General features: G+C 59.1%; 16 protein-coding genes. 10 read left to right on the top strand and 6 right to left on the bottom strand.

All coding sequences use genetic code 11. The features are described 5' to 3' along the window. Nucleotides 1–30: 30 nt before the first annotated feature. The 4 genes from HNQ39_RS24710 (at nucleotide 31) to HNQ39_RS24695 (ending at nucleotide 6,479) form a co-directional block, all read left to right on the top strand. The gene (locus HNQ39_RS24710) at nucleotides 31–1,044 is read left to right on the top strand and encodes a sugar transferase (RefSeq protein ID WP_184203189.1); all 1,014 of its coding nucleotides are present in this window, start codon (nucleotides 31–33) and stop codon (nucleotides 1,042–1,044) included. 40 nt (nucleotides 1,045–1,084) lie between these two features. Further along, nucleotides 1,085–2,506 (top strand): O-antigen ligase family protein, encoded by a 1,422-nt coding sequence (locus tag HNQ39_RS24705; protein ID WP_184203187.1) that lies wholly within the window; start codon nucleotides 1,085–1,087, stop codon nucleotides 2,504–2,506. A 1,623-nt stretch (nucleotides 2,507–4,129) separates the two neighbouring features. Then, nucleotides 4,130–6,202 carry a prolyl oligopeptidase family serine peptidase gene (locus tag HNQ39_RS24700; RefSeq protein ID WP_184203306.1) on the top strand — a complete coding sequence of 691 codons (2,073 nt, stop codon included), beginning with the start codon at nucleotides 4,130–4,132 and terminating at the stop codon, nucleotides 6,200–6,202. 19 nt (nucleotides 6,203–6,221) lie between these two features. Beyond that, entirely contained in the window at nucleotides 6,222–6,479 is a 258-nt protein-coding gene (locus tag HNQ39_RS24695) for a hypothetical protein (protein ID WP_184203185.1), read from the top strand. 52 nt (nucleotides 6,480–6,531) lie between these two features. On the opposite strand, the gene HNQ39_RS24690 is transcribed toward HNQ39_RS24695, so the two are convergent. Then, nucleotides 6,532–7,392, bottom strand: a complete 861-nt coding sequence (locus HNQ39_RS24690) for an SMI1/KNR4 family protein (RefSeq protein ID WP_184203183.1) — start codon at nucleotides 7,390–7,392, stop codon at nucleotides 6,532–6,534. 69 nt (nucleotides 7,393–7,461) lie between these two features. Continuing rightward, complete coding sequence (locus HNQ39_RS24685) at nucleotides 7,462–8,631, bottom strand: serine hydrolase domain-containing protein (RefSeq protein WP_184203181.1); 1,170 nt, start codon at nucleotides 8,629–8,631, stop codon at nucleotides 7,462–7,464. A gap of 81 nt (nucleotides 8,632–8,712) precedes the next feature. On the opposite strand from HNQ39_RS24685, the gene HNQ39_RS24680 reads away from it, so the two are divergent. Together HNQ39_RS24680 and HNQ39_RS24675 are read left to right on the top strand one after the other, a co-directional pair. Continuing rightward, nucleotides 8,713–11,085, top strand: a complete 2,373-nt coding sequence (locus HNQ39_RS24680) for a diguanylate cyclase domain-containing protein (protein ID WP_184203179.1) — start codon at nucleotides 8,713–8,715, stop codon at nucleotides 11,083–11,085. 28 nt (nucleotides 11,086–11,113) lie between these two features. Further along, the gene (locus tag HNQ39_RS24675) at nucleotides 11,114–11,815 is read left to right on the top strand and encodes a DUF6062 family protein (protein WP_184203177.1); all 702 of its coding nucleotides are present in this window, start codon (nucleotides 11,114–11,116) and stop codon (nucleotides 11,813–11,815) included. 12 nt (nucleotides 11,816–11,827) lie between these two features. On the opposite strand, the gene HNQ39_RS24670 is transcribed toward HNQ39_RS24675, so the two are convergent. The 3 genes from HNQ39_RS24670 to HNQ39_RS24660 form a co-directional block, all read right to left on the bottom strand. Continuing rightward, nucleotides 11,828–12,367, bottom strand: a complete 540-nt coding sequence (locus HNQ39_RS24670; RefSeq protein ID WP_184203175.1) for a DUF1579 family protein — start codon at nucleotides 12,365–12,367, stop codon at nucleotides 11,828–11,830. Then, entirely contained in the window at nucleotides 12,367–13,131 is a 765-nt protein-coding gene (locus HNQ39_RS24665; protein WP_184203174.1) for a prepilin-type N-terminal cleavage/methylation domain-containing protein, read from the bottom strand. Before HNQ39_RS24665 ends, HNQ39_RS24670 begins: the two co-directional genes overlap by 1 nt. Nucleotides 13,132–13,200: 69 nt before the next feature. Beyond that, nucleotides 13,201–13,938: a DUF1684 domain-containing protein gene (locus HNQ39_RS24660; protein ID WP_184203171.1), complete on the bottom strand. Its 738-nt coding sequence runs from the start codon at nucleotides 13,936–13,938 to the stop codon at nucleotides 13,201–13,203. A 17-nt stretch (nucleotides 13,939–13,955) separates the two neighbouring features. Between HNQ39_RS24660 and HNQ39_RS24655 the strand changes: the two genes are divergently transcribed. Both HNQ39_RS24655 and HNQ39_RS24650 read left to right on the top strand, forming a co-directional pair. Next, complete coding sequence (locus tag HNQ39_RS24655; protein ID WP_184203169.1) at nucleotides 13,956–16,193, top strand: glycoside hydrolase family 127 protein; 2,238 nt, start codon at nucleotides 13,956–13,958, stop codon at nucleotides 16,191–16,193. 262 nt (nucleotides 16,194–16,455) lie between these two features. Then, nucleotides 16,456–19,596: a DUF5695 domain-containing protein gene (locus HNQ39_RS24650; RefSeq protein WP_184203167.1), complete on the top strand. Its 3,141-nt coding sequence runs from the start codon at nucleotides 16,456–16,458 to the stop codon at nucleotides 19,594–19,596. Nucleotides 19,597–19,683: 87 nt separating this feature from the next. Here the strand turns inward: HNQ39_RS24650 and HNQ39_RS24645 are convergent, their stop codons facing one another. Then, a complete protein-coding gene (locus HNQ39_RS24645; RefSeq protein WP_184203165.1) occupies nucleotides 19,684–20,259 on the bottom strand; it encodes a hypothetical protein in 576 nt (191 codons plus the stop codon). A gap of 231 nt (nucleotides 20,260–20,490) precedes the next feature. On the opposite strand from HNQ39_RS24645, the gene HNQ39_RS24640 reads away from it, so the two are divergent. Both HNQ39_RS24640 and HNQ39_RS30715 read left to right on the top strand, forming a co-directional pair. Continuing rightward, entirely contained in the window at nucleotides 20,491–20,880 is a 390-nt protein-coding gene (locus tag HNQ39_RS24640) for a hypothetical protein (protein ID WP_184203163.1), read from the top strand. Next, nucleotides 20,877–21,281: an HNH endonuclease gene (locus tag HNQ39_RS30715; RefSeq protein WP_184203161.1), complete on the top strand. Its 405-nt coding sequence runs from the start codon at nucleotides 20,877–20,879 to the stop codon at nucleotides 21,279–21,281. The genes HNQ39_RS24640 and HNQ39_RS30715 overlap by 4 nt, the downstream gene beginning before the upstream one ends. The last annotated feature ends 499 nt before the right edge of the window (nucleotides 21,282–21,780 follow it).

Genomic DNA, 21,780 nt, shown 5'->3' with positions numbered 1-21,780 from the left:
AGACAGCAAGAGACAATTTCAGATCAAATAATGTCTCAGCCAGACTCCCCCATTTCTGAAAACGTATTTCAAAAGTCAGAGCCTTCATCATCTCGTCAACGGGTTCTCATAGTAGGAACAGGTTTTGTTGCAAGATCTCTTGCAACAGAAATCGCTGCAAATACAAAATTTGAAGTAGTAGGTTTTGTCGATGAAGGAGGCGTCGCCCTTGACAGCTGTGAGTGGCCGGTACTAGGCTCAAAAGACGACATCCTTGAGATCAGTACTCAATATGCGATTGATGATATATTCATTGCATACTCTCCAACATGGCAACAAAAATTACTTGATGAAACACTCATTCAAAAGAAGGATATTAATATCCACATATTACCTTCTTCTTATGACATAATTCTAGCTTCCAGTACTTTGTATAATCTAGGGGAATTCGGGATATTACGAATTACTGAAACTAAAAACAAGATTTCAGACACAGTCAAACGTTTTTTCGATATCACTATCGCGTTATTATCAATTATTTTACTATCGCCAGTTATTATTGCCATTGCATTCATCATCAAAGTGACATCCCGTGGCCCAATACTATTCACACAAGTTAGAGTAGGAAAACACAATAACTGTTTCACTCTTCTGAAGTTCCGTACAATGCATGTAGATGCAGAAAATAATACTGGCCCTGTATTGTCATCAGGAAAAGCGGATGCTCGCCTAACATTGGTTGGTCGCTGGTTACGATTGGTACGATTAGATGAGATTCCACAATTGATCAATGTATTACGTGGTGAAATGAGCATTGTCGGACCACGTCCAGAGCGACCTTTCTTTGTTGACAAATTTGTTGCCCACACGCCAACATATAATTACCGTCATCAGGTGAGACCAGGTATTACGGGACTTGCGCAAGTCTATGGAAATTACCACACCGATGCACGCGAAAAACTTAGGTTTGATCTATTTTATATAACTCATAGATCACTAATTCTCGACATCACAATTATTTTAAAAACCCTTCAGTATATGATTTTCAAACCTAATGGGTGCTAAGCACTCACAATCAAAACTATAAACTATTTCAAGCAAAAAAATGCCATCGTTATTCGAAACAGCTCCAGCACAACAATCCGACCCAACCAATCCTTCAAAAACCCCACCAATATTGATCTTTTTGATAGTATTAGTGGTTCCAATAATACTATCCTATGAATTAATTACCGTCAAGGAGACATATGTTTTTTCGATAACACTTGCCGCAATTGGTGGATTAGTAATTTTCGCACGTCCATTCTGGGGGCTCATTTTATTCGTTATGCTACTGTATATACGTCCTGAAGAATCAATTCAGGAAATCCAAGGGATCAGATTACCATTTATCATCTCTGTAACAACCCTGTTATCTGCTTTAATTCATAAATTAGTCAATCGGGAAAAGATACAAAATTCACCGTTAAATTTTTTCATCGTGGGTTTTTCCTTTTTCGCAATTGCATCTTCAATGCAATCAAATCAATTAGAATTAGCCATGACAGATATATCTAAAAACGCCATATTAGTATTACTTATCATCAATCTCGTCAATACTCCCAAGAAATTCAGAATCTTTTCTCAATTTTTGATTTTACTAACCGGATATCTTGCGACTTATTCAATATATCTGTACCAAACAGGAAGTGTATTAGTACGTGACAACGAGTTTCAAGCTCTAGCAACGGGTATTTTTTCTGACCCTAATGATCTATCGGCAACTATCGTCGCAGGGTTGGGGATGTCCTTATTTCAAACTCGATCAGATCAAAAATCGGTCAAGTTTATCAACTTTGTGCTATCGATCTTGTTCTTTTTTGCGATTACCCTAACAAATTCTCGTGGAGGTTTATTAGCCACGATTCTAACAATTAATATGTTCATATACCAAACATCACAAAATAAAAAGATATCTATCATTATCATCATAATGTCGTCTTTACTTATCCTTGCTTCACTGGGTGGTAGAATTGTTAATTTTGATTCCACTGAAGCATCTGCAAACAGTAGATTTTGGTTTTGGTCCACTGGCATTGAAGTATTTATACAAAGACCATTATTAGGGATTGGATATGGCGGATTTCCCGATATCAATGGTGGTATGACAGCTCATAATTCTTTTGTGCTATGCTTTACCGAAACGGGGCTAATAGGTTACTTCTTTTGGGTTGGTTGCATTTTATACAATCTGACAATTTCAATCTCAAAAAACCCCAAAAAAGACTACACATCAAATAACTCCGAAACACTTTCGCTAGCAGGATCAAAATTAGCTCTCTCAGGATACTTAATTGCCATATTCTGGATTTCCAGAACATACATTTCTAATTTCTACATATTGATGTCTATGCCTACAGCATACTATATATCGCATACGCAAGTAAATACCACGCACAAAAGCCATACTATTAAACCTTTAAACATAATTTCCATATGTATTATTTCTATAATTACAATATACATTATTGCGATTATAAAAAGATAGTGGAGATAAATTCACAGTATTCCTTCGACTAACTTATTGGCTTTATCTTGTTCCAAGTGTAATGCCTTTTATTTGTCCAGCCACCAATAGCCGTTCTTTTTGATGACGACACGCGACCGGCGCGAGGTAACCCATGCTGCCGCGCTGCTTCCTGGGCCGAAGTCTCTCCTCGAAGAAGTGAAAGCACTAAGGAGGAGGGACGCTTGGCGGTCCAGCGGCTTGCCTGCTCCTCTTCAGCGACTGCCGACTTACCCTCGAGCGAGGGCGATTCCCTTCCAATACTGCCATCCTGAACCTCTAAATCGGGACTATCCCGAGGATACCCAGAACGACTAAAACTGGTCTACTTCAAACTGGGGGCAGTATAGGGAGGCAGTATACAGAATCCATCCACAAATTTGGATCATCAACGCTGACAGAGCCCGATGAAGCCAAGGCTCACCCGCCCAAGGTCTGCCCGCGATGCAGAATATGAGGGTGCTCAGAGCACCTTGGTGTAGGGTACAATGCACCATGCGAAAGTTAGGAATCGTGGCTTGCGTTGCCTTGGGTACCTCGGCACAAGCGCAGACTTTCCAGGCATCGTTGAACTATACAGTGGTCGCGGATCAACTCGGAGGAGCCCCAAATGAGTCGAAGGGGGCCACGATGGAGGGTTGGCAGCAACCATTTGCCGGTTGGGCAGGTTTAGACAATCCAAGCGCGGGGCAGGCGTCCCGGAGCGATGTAACGGTCTGGGTGGCACGGAGCAAGGCCCATATCGGCCTCGCGATCACGAATCCTAGTACCACCGAAAATGCCCTTGTGGCAGTGAGTCTAAAACTCAAACGTGGTGCCTGGCGACTAGAGTTTGCAGCGGGGAGTCCTGACGGGCCGGTTCGAGCTTGGAAGGCAGGTGGGGTCTTTTTCGGACAACCAGGGATAGTCACTAAGACGATCTTTGTTAAGGCAGGTGAGACCCTCTTTGTCCGTGCAATCGAGACCCTCGCGGAGGCGGATACTGCCTGTCGCGCTGCGCAGGAGGCACTGCCAGGGAAGCTCGTAGCGCCGCGTACAAGAATTGGAGAGGCGCAAGAGTTCTGCTCACGGGGGAAACCGGAACGGGTCGTGGAGAAGGTCCATGAAGCCCTCTCCGATATCGATACGCTTCCAGGAATCCCTGTCGCGCGACTCAGAGCAGCACTCTCTGAGGTCAGTGCGGCTGTCTTAAACCTTCGCCTTCAAGCAAAGGTCGAGGGGGATACCACAAAGCTTCTCTTAGTCAATGGAGAGAGCCGAGCGCTTCCGGGTGGTCGGTTCTTGGTGGGTGGGAAGCTGAAGCCTTTTGCAACCATTGGCCCCAAGCTCACGGCATCCGCAGTGGTTCCCGGGACAGGAGAGGCCTTCGCGCAGTATAGCATCGGAGGGGGAATGGCAACCCTCTCTGCTCGTGTCGGACCAGGTACTCCCCTTCCTCTAGTGTTGGGGCCGCCCACTGGGATAGCCCTCCCCGCCACTCCTGCTCCTGTCAGGTCAGCGCCCCCTATCGTAAAGCCCACCCCGACTCCCTCGCCCACCAAGAGAACACCCCCCACTCCCGTCCGGACCACTCCCCCCGCTCCGCGACCGAGCTCGATAAATCCAATGACCAAAGTAACCTACCCTACCTCGCGAACAGTGGAGGTTGTTGATACCTACCACGGCACGCCTGTCGCTGATCCCTACCGCTGGCTGGAAGATGCCAATAGCGCTGAGACCGTCGCTTGGATCACGGCTCAAAACGACACGGCTGGTGCCATCCTCAAGTCGCTCCCCGCACGAGAGGGGCTACAGAAACGTCTGACGGCACTCTGGAACTATGAGCGCTTCGGGCTACCGAGCCATCATGGGAGCCGCTACTTCTACTCCCGCAACGATGGCCTCCAGAACCAGGCTGTCCAGTATGTCGCGGAGAGCTTGGACGCTGAGCCCCGGGTCTTACTGGACCCCAATATGCTCTCTACCGATGGAACGGTCGCTCTGGCAGGCATGAGTGTCTCGGAGGACGGCAACCTGCTGGCCTACTCAATCGCACGCTCGGGCTCCGACTGGCAAGAGTGGCATGTTCGCGATGTCACCACCGGAAAAGACCTTGCAGATAAGATTGAGTGGAGCAAGTTTAGTGGTGCCTCGTGGCTCAAGGATGGCTCGGGCTTTTTCTATAGCCGCTACGCCGCCCCCGATGCCGGAACCGCCCTTCAGGGAGCCAACTACAACCACAAGGTCTACTTACACAAGCTAGGAACTCCGCAGAGCGCCGACACCCTGGTCTATGAGCGGCCCGACCATCCTGACTGGAACCTCGGGGCGATGGTCACCGACGACGGCCGCTGGCTTGTTCTTGTAGCCAACAAGGGAACCGAACGGCGCAACTACCTGTTCTTGAAGGACCTGACCCAGCCCAGTGCCCCGGTACAAGACTTCCTGGCGGCAGGCGATGCGGCCTACAGCCCCGTGGGCAACGACGGCAGTGTCTTCTACCTCGTGACAGACCGTGATGCTCCGCTCAAGCGGCTTGTCGCAGTAGATAGTAGCAACCCGGCTCCCAGCGCTTGGCGGACGGTCCTCCCCGAGAGCAAGGAGACGCTCCAAGGTGCCAGCCTCTTTGGCTCGACCGTGCTGGCCACCTACCTCAAAGATGCCCGCTCGGTCGTGCGGCTCCACAATCTCTCCACGGGGGAGCTTATCCGTGAAGTCGCGCTTCCCGGGATCGGCACCGCGGTGGGCTTTGATGGAAAGCGCGAAGACACCGAGACCTTCTTTGCCTTCTCCAGCTACACCAGCCCCACCACCCTCTACCGCTACGACCTCACCGAGGGAGTGAGCACGGTCTTCAAGGCCCCCAAAGTGGCCTTCGATCCCCGGCAGTTTGAGACCAAGCAGGTCTTTACCACGAGCAAAGACGGCACCAAGGTTCCGATGTTCCTGACCTACAAGAAGGGCCTGGAGCTCAATGGTAACAATCCGGTCTATCTCTATGCCTACGGCGGCTTCAATATCTCCCTGACACCAGGCTTCTCCGTGGCCGCCCTGACCTGGATGGAGCAAGGCGGGGTCTATGCCGTGGCGAACCTGCGCGGTGGCGGTGAGTACGGTAAGGAGTGGTACGAGGCAGGGACCAAGCTACGCAAGCAGAATGTCTTTGATGACTTTATCGGCTGCGCGGAGTGGCTGATCGCCCAGAAGTACACGCGCCCTGAGAAGCTCGCGATTGCTGGAGGGAGTAACGGCGGCCTGCTTGTTGGGGCCTGCATGACCCAGCGCCCCGATCTGTTCGGAGTCGCCCTGCCGGCTGTAGGCGTGCTGGACATGCTACGCTTTGACAAGTTCACGATCGGCTGGGCCTGGAAGAGCGACTACGGCGACCCAGCCAACGCTGATGAGTTCAAGGCACTACTGGCCTACTCGCCCTACCACAACCTCAAGCCTGGGACGCGCTACCCGGCGACTCTCATCACGACATCGGATCACGACGACCGGGTCGTGCCGGCGCACTCCTACAAGTTTGCCGCACGGCTTCAGGCCGCCCAAGACCCCAACGGCCCACCAACCCTCATCCGAATCGAGACCAAGGCGGGACATGGTGCCGGCAAGCCCACGAGCAAGATCATTGAGGAGCAGGCGGATATCTTCGCCTTCGTGATGCGTGCCCTTGGGATGGAAGCTGTGTTAAGATAGTCCCCAAGGAGAAAAGATAATGCGATCTTTACTAACTGTCACTGCCGTTCTCGCGGCCCTACTTGCCCTTGTCGGCTGCAAGAGTGAGCCCACCCCTGCAGACTCTCTCAAGAGCGATGCCATGCCACCTGCTGCCGGTGCTCCCGCCGCTGGAGCTGCGCTTCCCAAGGGCGTGGATGCCAAGGATGTCCCCGGAGTCGGGGCCCCGCCCCCCGCAGGTTCCTCCGCCGCGATGCAAGGCGGCGCTCCCGCGGGTGGCAGCAAGATCACCCAGTAGCAAACCACAAGCTAGCTTGAAAGTCCCTTTGGAGTGTTCCGAGGGGACTTTTTTATCGTCTCAAGAAAACGCTATATGGCCACGCAGGTACATCGGACTGTGCCGCCGTGGTAAACGCCTCCAGAAATGCTGTCAAGTCAGGTGCGATCACATTGGGCTCTTCCCACTCCGGCGCGAAACCATGGACAATAGCACCAAAGCCTTCGTCAGTAAGACGTACTGCGAGGTAGTCGTAGTTGGAGTGGACGGCATAAAGAAAAGGAAAGTGCTGATCCCAGAAACAGCTCGCACCGCCCATGCGCTCCAGCTCATTCCAGTCAAATACCTGGTTGCTAGGTGTTCGTGCATAGTCATCTGGCATAAGAAACCAAACACTCTGCGAGGGATTATGGCAGATTGCAAGTGAGCTGAGAAACCGAGTCACTTCCCCAGGCAGGTTTGGGTATCGGCTCACTATTGCCTCAGGAAGCACGGCATCGGGCCTGTGCTGGATCACCCAATCACGCTCATGGAGAGCCTCTGTAAGAGCCATCTCTGCCTCTGTGGTTCGTAGCCGCAGCAGAAACGCCGTAAAGCCGGGCGCATACTCCGACCAGAGTTTTGGCGCATCGTCAGGCTCTTCGGAGTACTCGATATTCCAGTAGAGCACGGGATAGTCACCGCTTTCCGTGGGCCGCGTGAGGTCGTAGCAGAAGACGCTGCCTCCGGCATCCACCGCAAAAGGCAGGCGTGTCTTCTCCGAGACGCCCTCGATAAAGCGGCTCAGAAACGCAACTTGCTCGGCAAAATCCAGCGCATCGTCTCTATCAATCCCAAAGAGCTTGACGGAGAGAAACTCCAGCTCACCGCCGTTGGTGTGCAGGAGAAATGCCTGATGCGCTGGTGGCAAGGCCGCAGCTAGCGGATTGGTCACATCTTACTCCTGCCCGGAGGGCATTCGGCGCGAAACGCCTCTAGCGAGGGATTTTCAACCCCTCGCTCATCAATCTACAATCGCGGCGCAGGCCATCTCCAAGACGCGACGGAGGCCGTCGTCGCCGCCGAGGGTACCGTCGTGGAAGAGGCTGCGGGGAGTCGGCTTCCAATTGTCGCGGCTGGTGTCTTGTGGGGGCTGTGGGATTTTTGTGTAAGACGGGTCGTACTGGAAGTTACCACCGCCCATCTTGTAGAGCACCAGGTCCAGCGAGGGCACAACATAGAGGCAGAAGCCGCCCGCGCCGGACTTCCAGAAGGCATCGCGGGGCGCACCGGCGACGTGGCCGTCGGCGTTGTGCTCGAACTGGAGGCTAAACGGGGCGTGCGGGTTGTAGGGGAGCATCTTGTTGCAGAGCGCCAGGTACTCCGGCGGGACGAGCTGCTTGCCCGCCCACTTGCCGCCCCGTGCCAGGCAGTAGGCAAAGCGCACGGCGTCGGTGGCGTGGAGCGCCGTGCTGCCCGCGCCGTTGGCGTGCGGCATGAGAAAGTCCCCGCGCTGGAGGCAGTAATCCCATGCCCCCCAGCCCTGCGGCTTGGCGAGGCGCGTGTCGATGTACTCCCGAAGCTCCATGCCCGTCACACGACGCAGCACCATCGACGCAATATGCGGGGCCGGCGACGAGTACGAGTAGCCCTTGCCCGGATCGCACCAGAGCGGGGTCCGCAGCGACGAGCCATCCACATCGCGAATGTCTTGGCCAGGAACCGGGGTCAGAGGGACGATCTTACCATCGGCGAATCCGGGGCTACTCCCCTCGCCGTGAAAGCCTGCCGACATGCACAGCAGCTGCCCCAGCGTGATCTCCGCCTTTCGGGGATCGTCGAGCGGGAAGGCCTCGGGGAGAAACTCACGGGTGAAGACCTTGGTATCTAGCCCCTGGGGAATCTTGTCTCTAAACTCCTTGAGCATGATCCCACAGGCGATACTCGTGAAGCACTTGCCGGTCGAGGCCATGTCCGGGTTGCACATCCGGCTAGCGCGGCCCGCGTAGTTCTCCGAGACCAGCCAGCCACGCCGGACGATCACAAGGCCGGAGTTAGCGCTGCAGCGCTGGCACTGCTCCCATGCCTGCTCCAAGCGGGTCTTGTCCACCCCTGCCTTTTGTCGCAGTCCCTTCGCGTCTTTGAGCGTTCGCCAGCCACCGGCACTATCCGGCGGCGGAAAGTAGTTGTCCATAGCGCGATTGTACCAAAAGAGAGGCGCACTCTAGAGAATATAGAAATATGCCAACTATAGGTCTGGAGAATCACTACCATAATGTCTACTGTTGCCATCCCCGACGAGCAAGCACGCCTCTCCCTCCTCCATGCCTACCGTCTCCTCGACACCCCACCCGATCCCCTCTACGACGAGCTCGTCCAGCTCGCGGCCCAGCTCTGCGGTGCGGAGTTTGCGGCGATTACCTTTCTCGATGCCGAGCGTGTCTGGCTCAAGGCGCGTGTGGGCTTCCCCATCACCGAGGTTCCCCGCAAGGGCTCCTACTGTGACCGAGCGGTGCAGCACCGACAGCTCCTGGTGATCGAGGACGCCACCTGTGACCCGCGCTTGGAGGGTAGTGTTCTCTGCCTCGGCAGCCGCCCGCTTAGCTTCTATGCCGGTATCCCCTTGGCGCTAAAAAACGGTCTCGTGATCGGGGTTCTCTGTGTGGGCGACTTGGAGCCACGCACCCTCTCCCCCGAGTCGCAGAACCACCTGCACACCCTCGCCCGCCAGATCGTCACCAATATCGAGTACCAACTCCTCGAGGCACGCCTGCGCGAGGGTCAAGCCATTGCGCGGATGGGAAGCTGGGAGCAGGATGTTATCAACAACCAGCTCTTTTGGTCCGAGGAGCTCTTTTCCGTCTTGGACTTTCCGCGGGAGGACGGTACACCGACCCGCGAGGCGTTTGTCAGCCGAATCCACCCCGATGACCTCGAGCGAGCCTTCCTGGCATACCATACCATTCTCCAAGACGCGTCCTCGTTCTCCCAGGATCTCCGGTTTTTACGCAGAGACAACAGTGTCCGCTGGATGCACTGCCGTGGACAGGCCATTACCGACCACCATGGCAAAGTCCTTAAGGTCGTTGGCACCACGATGGATATCACGGAGCGTAAGGAGGTCGAAGAGGCCCTGCGTGCCATGGAGGAGAAGCACCACCTGACCCACCAGCGCCTGGAGTCCACCCTCAACCAAGCACGCCTGGGGACGTTCTGTCGGGATGTGGAGACAGGGCAGTATATCGAGCTCTCCGATACCTGGTACGCGCTCTTTGGGATTCCGAAGGGAGCTCAGGCAACCTTGAGCGACTTTCTCCAGCGCATCCACCCCGAGGACCAGGCACTGGTGGCGCGCAGTATCCACGAAGCCCAGCAGCACCGCGAGGGCTACGAGGCCGAGTACCGGATCCTGCGGCCCGATGGGAGCCTGCGCTGGCTGCATACATCGGCAGTTCCTCTCTACAATGCCGACGGGGTGGTGCGCTATCTCAGCGGTGTCACCCAGGACATCACCGAGCAGAAAGCGATCGAGGCCGAGCGGGAGCGGGCGCTCTTCGAGGCGCAGGAGCGCGCCGACCGCGATCCACTCACGAACTTGCTCAACCACCGAGCCTTTCACAAGCGCCTCTACGAAGAGACCGAGCGTGCCCAGCGCGAGCGCCGTCAGCTCGCCGTGGTCATGTTCGACACCGATAACTTTAAGTTCTTCAACGATGTCTATGGCCATGCGATCGGGGACGAGGTGCTCCAGCTGATCGCGCGGCGGCTGGAGGCGATCTGTCGCCCCTACGATATCCTGGCACGCTTTGGCGGCGATGAGTTCGCTCTTCTCATGCCCGGTGTCGCCATGGAAGCGGAGGCACTGGAGGAGCGCCTCTTGCAGGCGCTCCAAGGGCTGGTCTACCAGCCACAAGGACAGGCGGTCGGAATTCCGCTGACCCTCTCGCTCGGGCTCGTGCTCTTTCCCGACCGAACGGCAGACCGCACCCGGTTGATCCCGCTCGCCGATGAGCAGCTCCGCCGCGCCAAGACGGGAGCGGAGCGCAAGAACGAGGCCTACTGTGCCCGTGCTCTCTTTCAGAGCCAGGTAGAGGGCTTCTCTATGCTGGATGCCCTCGTGACCGCCGTGGACAACAAGGACCGCTACACCCGCCGGCACTCCGAAGATGTCCTCAGCTACTGCCTGCAGATCGCGCGCGGGCTGGGCCTCGACAGCAATGTCCAGCAGACCCTCTCGGTGGCGGCCCTGCTCCACGATGTGGGTAAGATCGGCGTCCCGGACTCGATCCTGCGCAAGCCGGGCACCCTCACCGCCACCGAGTTTGCGGTGGTCAAGCAGCACGCGGAGATGGGTGCCGCCATTGTCAGTGCGGTCCCGGGTCTTGGGTTCACCCTAGACTGTATCCGCCACCACCACGAGCGCTGGGACGGTCTGGGCTATCCTACCGGTCTAGCCGGTGAGCAGATTCCCTTTCTGGCACGCCTGATGGCGGTCGCAGATGCTTTCTCCGCCATGACCACGGACCGCCCCTACCGCCAGGGCATGCCAGAAGCACGTGCTCTGCGCATCCTAGAGGAAGGGGCAGGAGTACAGTGGGACGCGGAGCTGGTTCATGCTTTTTTGACAGCAAGAGAGATCAGGGTTTGATATGCTGTAGCCAGACTGGCCCTACACCTTGACCGATACCCTCTTTCTTGCCGACTTTCGCCGCGCGGCGCAGAGCCCCACTTGCCCCTTCTGTGCCCTCCGCGACACCACCACCGTGCGCTATATCGGCTCTTTGCTCACGGAGCTGACTCTCGCCGCCGATATCCACCAGCGGCTCGCACGCTCACGGGGGTTTTGCTCGGCTCACGCCACCACCGTTCAGGCCCTGGTTCGCCAGCGCGGCGGCGAGGGGGGCGGTGTCGCGACCCTCTACTCCAGCGTGCTACAGAGTGTCCGCGCCGAGCTGGCTGCCGGTCTCGTAGAAGCCCCCTTGACCCCCACAAAATCGCGCTGGCGCCGCACCGCTCCCCCCACCCTTGGGGCGAGCCTTGCCACACGCTTGGAGCCACAAGGTCCCTGCCTGCTCTGTGAGCACGCGGAAGAAAACGATGCCTTCGCGCTCGGGCAGCTTGTCGAGGATCTGAGCGAGCAGGGTGGCCAAGCCCCTCTCGCCCAGCTCTACCAGGCGAGCCCCGGTGCCTGCCTGCCCCACTTCCAGCGCCTGCTCCGCCTCTCCCACGACGAGCCCTCGGTACGCTGGCTCACCGAGACGCAGCTTGCCAAGTGGGAATTATTAGAGTCCGAGCTGGAGGCCTACCGCCTGGGAAGACGGGAGGGCAGCGAAAAAAAAGAGAGCTGGGAGCGCACGCTCGCCCAGCTCTCTCCGTAGCCAGCCGCGCCTCTAGCGGCGGGTCATGCGTAGCTCCATGATGACAAACTCCTTGCCATCCGGCCCGGGGACATACTGGCTGTGCACCAAGGTCTTGCCACCGTCTTCCAGGCGGGACCAGGTCCGGGAGTGACGCGCATCCGCTCCCCCGTTCTCCAGGGTCTTGCCGAACAGGAAGATCTCCTTACCGTTGAACTTGTCCTTGCTCTGGCGCAGGGAGATCTTCGTGGAGCGCGAGTCGGTCCAGGTGCTGGTGAAGGTGTCGGTGGTCGGCTCGTAGCCCAGCACCCCAAGCCCGGTGGACTTGGAGCCATCGGGCTGCTCAAACGTGAACTCGGACTGTAAGAAGCGCCCGCCGTGGATCATGGTCTGGCGGCACTTGCCCTTGCTCTTGACCGGGTCGCGGCCGGGGGGGGAGAGGGTCTTAAGCACCTCCCAGTTCCCCACAAGCTGCTCCATGTACTTCTGTCCCGCCCCCGGCCCCGAGCGCGGCTCGAACGACTGCGGGTCTTTCTTGTCCTGGGGGGCAGGCTTGTCTTGTCGGAAGGGCATCACCACTTCTCCTCAGCATCGGTCCAGGGGAACCACTGCTGGTACTGAGTTGCTGTCGCGGTGGGCAGGTCGTTCCAGAAGGTCGTGGTCGTGCTCCAGCTAGGCATCTTGTGCCACTTGGCGTGGCCGTCGGCGTAGAGATAGTTGCTCCCCTGGGTGTGGCGGGTCAGCGCCCAAGGCCGTGCCGGGTAGACCAGCTCCTGGCCGCGTCCGGACTCCACCTCAGCGATATAGATCTTGCTGGCGGGGTTGGCCATCTTGGCATACGACGCGCTGCCGTTGTAGTTGGTCCCAAAGAAGTTGCCCTCCGGCGTGCGGTAGAAGTAGGTGTTGAGGCCGTAGGAGATGGGCTTGCCCTTGTAGAAAACGCCGCCTGCGCTGGGGTTGCCCGTGCCATCATCGGGGCACTTGAAGACATCGGTGCTCTTGATGTAGGGCATGAAGAGGTCCGCCCAGCAAGGAAGGTTCGGGCCGGGGGGAACGGTTCCCCCACCCGCCCAAGCGAAGGCGCTCCGCTCAGGGCCGCTGGTGGCAGTCACGGCACCCCAGTCCGGCGCGGGCAGGGCTTCGTCGTAGTCCTGAAGGTACATTAGGAGCGCGTTGCCGATCTGCTTGGTGTTGGAGAGGCAGGCAATCGTGCGGGCTTTCTCCCGCGCCTGAGCAAAGACCGGGAAGAGGATCGCGGCCAAGATGGCGATAATGGCAATGACGACAAGAAGCTCTATCAGGGTAAAGCCTCGCCGCAGGGAGGTGGCTCTAGACATAACGAATGTTACTTGAAGCCACAAAATCTTAGCAAATTTTACCCCCTGCCTTCGCCGGTTATCCTTTGTTTAGTGGGTCTTCTTCTCCCCCGCGGGAATCTCAATCTTGAGGTAGTTGGCAACAGGAGGTAGCGGACAGGTCGCGAACTCCGTGAAGGCACAGGGGGGATTGACCGCCTTGTTGAAGTCCAGCACCACCTTCCCGTTGGTGGGCTTCTCGGTCTCAAGAAAGCGCCCGGCGGGATAGGTTGTCTTGCCGCTGGTCAGGTCGCGGAAGTTAAAGAAGAGCCCGGTCGGTGTCCCTTGCGCCTCGAGCCGACAGAGCCTGCCGTTGAGCGGGAAGGTGACATAGCCGGGGCACGGGACGGGCTGGGTGTCGCCGAGGACATTGGTGATCGCGAGGGTCTTGCCTTGCGGGTAGGGATGGAACTCCGCCGTGAGTTTGTAGGCCTCGTCCGGGGCATACCAGTGCTGGCCCTTGAAGTTCTTGCGAGCCGGGCTCTCACGATCGTAGACCCGCACCCCAAACCGCTTGCCGCGCTGCAAAATAAACGCCGTCACCGAGCCCTTGGCCAGCTTTTCGTCGCTATTGGGCCGCAGCAGGCGCCGCTCGCCCTCAGGCGTGTAGAGCCGCACCGTCTCCCCCTGCCGCACGAGCTTCCCGAGGCTGCGTAGCGCGGGCGGCAGAGCGTTGTCGCCCTCGCTCAGCCAGTAGAGCCCCACCACGCTCAGCCAGCCACCGTCCTTGGTGAGCTCCTCCTCTTGCGATTTTCGGAACGCCGCCAGCTCGTCGGAATAGGTTTGCATACGGATATAATACCGCCATGCCGACCGCCTTTCCGCTCACCGATGTCCGCCTGCTTGCGGGACCGTTTCAAGCCGCGCAGGAGCGCGATGCCAAGTGGCTCCTGAGCCTCCACGCCGACTCACTACTGGCGAAGTTCCGCACCGATGCGGGCCTGAGGCCCAAGGCGGTCCACTACGACGGCTGGGAGAGCCAGGGGATCGCGGGGCACTCGCTAGGACACTACCTCTCGGCCTGCGCGCAGATGTACGCGGCCACGGGCGAGGTGAAGTTCAAAGAGCGAGCCGCCTATATTGTCTCGGAGCTCATGGCTTGCCAGAGCGCCCGCAAAGATGGCCGCCTGACGGCGTTTGCCGATGCCGACCGGATCTTTGGGGAGATCGCCCGCGGTGAGATTCGCTCCCAGGGCTTTGATTTGAACGGCTCCTGGGTGCCCTGGTACACGCTCCACAAGCTCTTTGCCGGCCTGCTCGATACCCACCAGTGGTGCGGCAACACCGACGCGCTCAAAGTCGCCGAGCGGCTCGCGGACTGGGCAATCGACGTGACCAAGAACCTCGATGAGACCAAGTGGCAGAAGATGCTGGCCTGCGAGCACGGCGGGATCAACGAGTCGCTGGCGGAGCTGAGCCAGCGCACGGGCCAAGCCAAGTACCTAGCGCTCGCCCGCAAGTTCGATCATAAGGCAATCCTCGATCCGCTGGGGCGCGGCGACGGTGGGATTCTGGCGGGCAAGCACGGCAACACGCAGATTCCCAAGATTGTCGGGGCCGCGCGGCTCTACGAGCTCACCCACGAGGAGCGCTGGAAGACCATCGCCACGACTTTTTGGAGTACCGTGGTGCACGAGCACAGCTATGCCATGGGCGGCCATGGGCTTGGGGAGTACTTTGGACAGCCACGCAAGCTCAGCGCCCGCCTCGGGGCCGCGACCTGTGAGACCTGCAACACCTACAACATGCTCAAGCTCACGACGCACCTCTTCGCCTGGGAGCCCAAGGCCGAGTACGCGGATTTTATGGAGCGGGCGCAGTGGAACCATATCCTCGCCAGCCAGAGTCCGGTAAATGGGAGTGTCTGCTACTTTGTCTCGCTGGCCCCCGGTGGCACCAAGGCCTTCCAGAGCCTCGACCATGACTTTACGTGTTGTGTCGGCACGGGGATGGAGAACCACGCCCGCTACGGCGCCGGGCTCTACTACCACGATGACAGCCAGCTCTGGGTGAACCTCTACGTGGCCTCGGAGGTGCACTGGCGCGAGAAGGGAGTAACACTGCGCCAGGAGACGCGCTTCCCCGAGGAGCAGAGCACGCGCTTGACTCTTACTTGCCACCAACCCACAGCCCTGACTCTGCGGCTACGTAAGCCCTGGTGGGTCTCGGGCAAGCTAGTGGTCAAGGTCAACGGGAAGACCGAGGCGCTCACGCCCGAGGCCGATGGCTACGTCGCCGTCAAGCGCACCTGGAAGACCGGCGACACGCTCTCGCTCAAGCTCCCCCTCGCCCTCACCACCGAGCCCATGCCCGACAACCCCAAGCGGGTCGCGGCGCTCTACGGCCCGATTGTCCTTGCCGGAGAGCTCGGGGCAGCCAGCGCTCCCACCCCCACCCGAATCCCCGTCTTCCTCACCGAGGGCAAGCCGCTAGAGAGCGCCCTCAAGCCCGCCACGAAGCGCCTGACATTTGAGACCAAGCAGGGCACGGTGCGACCTGCCCCCCTGACCTTCTCCCCGTTCTACGCGATTCACGACAAGCGCTACAGTGTCTACTTCGACCTGTTCACCAAGGACGAGTGGGCGGCGCAGGAGGCACGCTACCGGGCGGAGGAGGCGGAGGCCAAGGCCCTGGCCGCACGCACCGCAGACTACCTCGCCATCGGGGAGATGCAGCCCGAGCGGGATCATCAGCTCAAGGGCGAGAGGACCGAGTCGGGCGACTTCAACTCCCGTAAGTGGCGCCACGCCACCGACGGCGGCTGGTTCTCGTTCGTGCTCAAGACCGCCGGCGATGGCCCACAAGACCTAATCCTCACCTACTGGGGCAGCGATCGCGGCAACCGGGTCTTTGATATTCTGGTCGATGGCACTAAGCTCGCAACACAGACCCTCGAAAACAACAAGCCCGAGGTCTTTTTCGACCAAGCTTATCCCCTTCCCGCGGAGCTTCTCAAGGGGAAGAAGACCATCACGGTGCGGCTCCAGGCACACCCTGGCAAGTGGGCAGGCGGGCTCTATGGGGCGCGTGTGGTGAAGAAGTAGAGAGGGGCGGCTTGTGTACCATCTCTCCGCCTTCGTACGGCTCAGGCACCTCTCTTCCCCTTTTGCTCCTTCGTCGCGGGAAGAGAGGCTCTCCGGTAGCCCCTCTTCCCGGCGAGGGACGAGCCATGAGGGGAAGAGGGGGTGGCCGAGGCACGAGGCCGGGGGAGATGGCCACTAAGTAGAGGGCCTCCGGCGCTCTCACGAAGATTTTCCTGCGTTTGACGCATGGCCGGATAGGGCTCTAAGTGCTATTCTGTGAGCCATGAAGCTCTTTGAACTCGATGCACGCTCTCCCGATGCGGGGGGAGAGCTCTGGAGCGGTTTTCGCCGCGTCGGTAGCCCCACCCTCCGGCTGATGGGCGGCCAGTACGCGGTCTTCTTCGATGGCAAGGGCGATACCTACGAGCACGCCGCGCCCGCGGCGCTGTGCGGCGCACACGCCAGAACCATCGAGGTCTGGGCATTTAAGGAATCGGTCCGCGGCGACGAAGAGACGCTAGTAGCTTGGGGCCGACGCGGTGGGCCAACTGCGAGCAATCTGGCGCTGAACTGGGGCAACAACGGGGCCTACGGCGGCGCGACCCACTGGGCGGCGGACATGGGCTGGCACGGAACGCCGCGCGCGGGACAGTGGCACCACCTGGTCTACACCTACGACGGCAAGACCGCGCGCCTCTACGACAACGGGGCGGAGAAGGCCAGCATGGATATCCGGCTGGTGACCCCCCAGAGCTTCCCCATTCGCCTCGCGGTGCAGAACGCCGCCAACGGCACCCCCGCCTTCAAGAACGAGTACAACGGCTCCGCGATGTCCGGCCCCGTGGGGATCGCGCTGCTTCGGCTCCATGACTCTGCCCTGACCGAGACCGAGGTGCAGGCAGCGTTTAAGGCCGACCAGGAGCGCTTCAAGGCGGTCGCGCCACTCACACTGGCAAGCCTGCGCGAGGGCGGTGTCACGAAGGTTTCGGCGGGCGGGCTGACCCTGACGGTCTCGAAGAGCGAGAACAAGCCGCTCGGCCTGGTCGCCGATGCCACGGGCTTTGATTTCCTTCCCACCGATCGGCTCCTCACGCGTCTTGGCGACGGCTTCCACCACCTGGGCGATGTTCTGGTGCGCGCCAGTGGGCCCGTCGAGACCAAGACACAGTGGCTCGCCGAGCGCGGGCAGCTGGTCTTGCGCGCCACCGTGACCAACACGGGGAGTAGCGCGGTTGAGCTGGGCGCGGTGGGCTTCCCGGTGATCTTCAACAACATCATCTCGGACCGGGACCTGCCACAAGCCCACGAGAAGTGTGTCTTCTTCGATCCCTATATCGGCCAGGACGCCGGTTATCTTCGTGTCACGCGGCTCTCCGGCGCGGGCCCCGCGCTCGCCGTGATCCCCGATGGCAAGACCCCGTTTGAGGCCTACCAGCCCCTGCGCGAGCCGATCGGCCCGAGCCAGACCTTTGAGGGTGCCTATGCCTGGCTGGCGCACAGTGCGGCCTACGCCGAGAAAGACTGGGGCAAGGCGACTCCCTGGAACGTCCCCACCAAGGCCACCCTCGCGCCCGGCGAGTCCCGCACCTACGGCCTGCGCTTTGTCCTCGCGGAGAGCATCCGGGGGCTGGAGAAGGCAATCGCAGCGGCGGGACGCCCCGTGGCCGTGGGGGTCCCTGGCTACATTGTCCCCCAAAGCTCCGATGCCAAGCTGATCCTCAACTACAGCAAGCCCGTCAAGAGCATGACAGTAGAGCCCGCGGGAGCGCTGGCCCTCACGCCCGCCGGGAAGACCCCCGCCGGCGGGGCGACCTACGCGGTGAAGGCCACGGGCTGGGGCCGCGCACGCCTGACCCTGACCTACGCCGATGGCCTGACCCAAACCGTCCACTACTGGCTCACCAAGCCCGCCGCACAGGCAGTCGCGAGCCTAGGCGAGTTTCTCTTCACCAAGCAGTGGTACGAGAAGCCCAACGACCCCTTTGGACGGAGCCCGTCGGTGATGAGCTACGATAGGGAGCTCAACCAGATTGTCGAGCAGGACAGCCGCGCCTGGATCGCGGGTCTCGGCGACGAAGGCGGCTCGTCGTGGCTGACCGCGGCGATGAAGCTCTTCTTGCAGCCCGACCCCGCGCAAGTCGCAAAGTTCGAGCGCTTTGTGGACGGCGTGCTCTGGGGCAATCTGCAGTTCTCTAGCGGGCCCAATAAGTACGGCGTGCGCAAGACGACCTTCTTCTACGACCCAAAGGTGCTCCCGGACTTTCCCTACCGCAAGGACATCAACTGGGGCTCGTGGACGAGCTGGAACAAGCGCACCAGCGACGACGTGGGGCGGGGCTTCAACTACCCGCACGTGGTCGCGGCCTACTGGAGTCTCTACCGGATCGCGCGCAACACGCCGGGGATGACCAAGCGCCACGACTGGAAGTGGTACCTCGAACAGGCGTTCCAGACCACGAAGTTCCTCTTCTCCGGTCGCGTGGGCTACGCCGAACTAGGCCTCATGGAAGGGACGGTCTTCCTGCGCCTGCTCAAGGACCTACAGGCCGAGGGCTGGACCGCGCAGGCCAGCGAGCTCGAAGCCCTGACGAAGAAGCGGGCGGATAAGTGGCGTCAAGAGGCCTACCCGTTTGGCTCCGAGATGGCCTGGGACTCGACCGGGCAGGAGGAGGTCTACGCCTGGACCAAGCACTTCGGCTACGACGATAAAGCGACGGTCTCGGTGAACTCGATCCTGGGCTACATGCAGCCGATCCCGCACTGGGGCTACAACAGCAACGCCCGGCGCTACTGGGACTTTCTCTACGGCGGCAAGCTCCCGCGCATCGAGCGCCAGCTCCACCACTACGGCTCGGGGATGAACGCGCTCCCCGTGCTCGCAGAGTTCCGCTCCCACCCCGACGACACGTACTTGCTCCGTATCGGCTACGGCGGGATGATGGCGCCCCTGAGCAATATCGACCAAGGGGGCTTCGCATCGGCGGCGTTCCACTCCAACCCAGACACGCTCCGCTGGGACTACTACTCCGGCGACTACGGCCCCGGCTTCCTCGGCCACGCCCTCAACACCGGCTGCTATATCGTCAACGACCCCGAGCTCGGCTGGCAAGCCTTCGGCGGCGCACTCACGCAACGTGGGACCACCATCACCGTCACCCCGCAAGACAGCCTCCGCCAGCGCGTCTTTATCGCCCCCCTCAAGCTCTGGCTGGTGCTGGACGCCGGTCAGTTCGAGCGCGTCACGCTGGACACCAAGACCAAGGCCGTCACCCTCACCTTCCCCCCCAAGACCGAGCACGCCCCCGTCGCCCGGCTACGGATCGAAGGCCAGCACAAACCCACCCCCAAGCTCCCCACCGAGCGCGGCGCGGTTGTGATTGAGCTGGGAGCGAGGGGCCGTACTATAAACCTGATAAATATCTAACGATACGGATAAGCTGCCGGGGCCGCGTGCAAAACCTTCATGCCGCGCGAAACCAAGATGGCGGCCCCGGTCAGCTTCATCCGTTTGTTATGCCTGCTTCCACGCTGGGTTGCTTTCGACCGTGAACGTGTTGAACAGACTCTCGAATTCGGTTCCATCGGGCGCGGTGACAACAATTCCCTTCCCGAGCGTTGAAACCGCGGCATGCAATGATGCAATCGCGTCGACAGCTTCCAGAAGCGACAGCCTTTTCTTAAGTGTTGACCGCTGTTTGTCAATGTCAGGCTGATCCCCGTGCAATTCACGTTCAAGATACGGAGCGACCCTTCGCATCTCTTTGAGCTTGCCTCCTCCAGAGAACTTCAGGAGATCGCGCCAATACGGATACGCCACCATCAGTCGGATGCCTTCTTCGAGATCGCTTGCGATCACGCCGGCCTGGCCTTCTGACGTCAGGTGAATCAATCTCTGGTCCGGACTATAAAGAAGGAAGATGCCGCCGGTCCCGTCGCAGGCGAGGATATTCGTGTCGGCTTCGGGCTTCACCTGGAACCAATCGGCATCTCGTGCGGATACTGATAGGTCGAAATCAAAAGGCCACGAAAGAATATCGCGCACTTCGCGGTCGCGCTTCAGTATTTCGAGCATCTCTTGTTTCGGCATGTGTGCCTAAAGCATAACTAGTGTTTCTGCCGCAGAGGTGTTTGCTCCCTCATGGGGAGTGTTATGCCGCAGCGGTCATAATGACGATTTTGGGGTGTTATGCCGTAGGCAGCTGATGAGTTTCCTATAGGTATCTTCATCCCTTCGGATTATGCCACGTGGCGGCAAAATATTCAAACTGTCCTGCCCCGGTGGGGTACCAGAGAAGGTGTCAGGCGGTAAAATAGCGACATGACTCTGACCGTCTCTCCCGAAGCCGAACAGCTCCTTCTCTCCGAGGCAGCACGCACGGGGATACCTGTCGGAGAGGTTCTTCAACGAGTGGTTGCGGCACACTTCGCCACCGCACCGAATCCCCCTAGTGACGCGGAGCTGGAGCGTATCGCGCGACAGGAGCCTGCACAGCATCTACGAAGTGCCTACCAAGAGCTGGCAGCGCGGCAGCGTGAGACGCCCCTCTCCGAACCGGAGCGCGACGAGCTTTTACGCCTGCTGGAGCATCTCGACTCCCACCACGTCCGGCGCATGGAAGCTGTCGCGGAGCTTGCGAAACGCCAGGGGGTGACGCTACGAAGTTGCATGGAGCGCTTCGGGGTGCGTCCTTTGGAGGTTGCGGGGTGAATGAGACCCTGCGCGCCGCAGTCGCCGCAAGAGCGAGGGGGCGTTGTGAGTACTGTGGCCTACCTGCCGACTACTCGTCCGCAGCTTTTGAGGTAGACCATATCCTTCCACGGGTGGCGCAGGGGAGTGACCACCTCCTCAACCTTGCTTGGGCCTGTCCTTCCTGCAACGATCACAAAGCGGCTGCTACACAGGCCCCCGATCCTGACTCCGGTTTATTGGTTCCACTTTTTCATCCGCGACAGGATAGCTGGGCGGAGCACTTTCGCTGGAGCCAAGATGGTTTCTCCGTCGAGGGAATCACCCCAACAGGGCGTGCTTCAGTCCAGCGACTGCAAATGAACCGAACGCCTTCGGTCAATCTACGCCGTATTCTGGCTGCCTTTGATCTTCACCCTTGATCCCAAACGACGAACGTGTGGCAGCAGGAATCCGCAAAGATCAGATCGTCCCGGGCTTCTCCCCAGCCATGCGCCAACTCGGCGAGTTTACGCATGTCTCGCCCTGACCACCTTTGTACCCGGAAAGCCTTGCGAAGCCGGGCGAGAACCGAACAAGATGGCATCAGATGCAGGGCGAGTTAGGCGCCCTGCACGGGCCATTGTTCATCGTAGCCACGCTGATACTCTTCATCACTTAGTAGCTTACGGACTCCAAAAGGCCAGACGGACAACAAAATAAGGCGGCGGTGCTTCTGTGAATCGAAGCAATCGAGCTGCACCAGCGTAAACTCTGTCTTGACGCCCGTTGGCTCAAGCTGCGGCTGCCATCGGGTTCGGGAAACCTCCAAACCGCTTCGCTGACAAAACCGCTTGGCATGTCGCTCACAAAGGCGTCCCAAAGCGCGATGCACGGTCCAGGCTAGGGTGAGGATAGCCGGAACACAACACACAACCAAAG

Source organism: Armatimonas rosea (assembly GCF_014202505.1).
Lineage (GTDB): Bacteria > Armatimonadota > Armatimonadia > Armatimonadales > Armatimonadaceae > Armatimonas > Armatimonas rosea.
The sequence above is the reverse complement of the archived record's forward strand: the minus strand, read 5'-3'. Positions and strand labels throughout refer to the sequence as shown.